The sequence below is a fragment of the Streptomyces sp. NPDC101225 genome, from assembly GCF_044767585.1.
In the GTDB taxonomy this organism is placed as follows: domain Bacteria; phylum Actinomycetota; class Actinomycetes; order Streptomycetales; family Streptomycetaceae; genus Streptomyces.
Window position 1 is genome coordinate 1 of the sequence record NZ_JBIWOE010000110.1, and the last position, 1133, is coordinate 1133.

At 73.0% G+C, this 1133-nt stretch carries 1 protein-coding gene; it reads right to left on the reverse strand.

Annotated elements, in window-relative coordinates; translation table 11 throughout:
* The coding region (rhaD, locus tag ACIRPX_RS45970) for a bifunctional rhamnulose-1-phosphate aldolase/short-chain dehydrogenase (protein WP_404206144.1) at window positions 1-1133 on the reverse strand (1133 nt) is incomplete at both ends.

Here is a 1133-nt window from a genome sequence, read left to right on the forward strand (position 1 = left end):
TGTCGCCGTTCAGATCGGCGACGACGACACACGCCCCCTCGCCGACCAGCCGTTCGGCGATGGCCTTTCCGATCCCGCTGCCCGCGCCCGTGACCAGGGCGACGCGGGTGGCCAGCGGCTTCGGCCCGGGCATCCGCCGGAGCTTGGCCTCCTCCAGCGCCCAGTACTCGATGCGGAACTTCTCCGACTCCCCGATCGGCGCGTACGTGGAGACCGCTTCCGCGCCGCGCATCACGTTGATGGCGTTGACGTAGAACTCACCCGCCACACGCGCGGTCTGCTTGTCCTTGCCGAAGGAGAACATGCCGACACCCGGGACCAGCACGATCGCCGGGTCGGCGCCGCGCATCGCGGGGGAGTCGCCAGCCGCGTGCCGCCGGTAGTAGGCGGCGTACTCCTCGCGGTAGGCGGCGTGCAGATCCTTCAGCCGCGCGATCGCCTCCTCCAGCGGGGCGGCGGGCGGCAGGTCCAGCACGAGCGGGCGCACCTTGGTGCGCAGGAAGTGGTCCGGGCACGAGGTGCCCAGCCCGGCCAGGCGCGGGTGCTCGGCGCGGGCCAGGAAGTCCAGCACCACGTCCGCGTCGGTGAAGTGCCCCACCTGCGGCTTGTCCTGGCAGGCGACGGCCCGGACGTACGGCGCGAGGGCCGCCGCGCGCGCACGCCGCTCCGCGGCCCCCGGAGCGGCGTACCCCTCGATCACCGGGCCGAACGGCTCGGCCTTGCCCCGCTCCGCCAGGAACGCCTCCGCGGTGCGGATGATGTGCAGCGAGTTGCGCTCGCACTCCTTTGACGTGGCACCCCAGGCGGTGATCCCGTGTCCGCCGAGGACACACCCGATGGCCTGCGGGTTGGCCTCCTTGACGGCCGCGATGTCCAGGCCGAGCTGGAAGCCGGGGCGGCGCCAGGGCACCCAGACCACCGCGTCCCCGAAGCACTCGGCCGTCAGTTTCTCCCCGTCCGCGGCGCAGGCCAGCGCGATCCCGGAGTCGGGGTGCAGATGGTCGACGTGCGCAGCCCCCACCAGACCGTGCATGGCGGTGTCGATGGAAGGCGCCGCACCGCCCCTGCCGTGCAGGCAGTAGTCGAAGGCGGCGGCCATCTCGTCCTCGCGCTCGACGCCCGGGTACACGTCG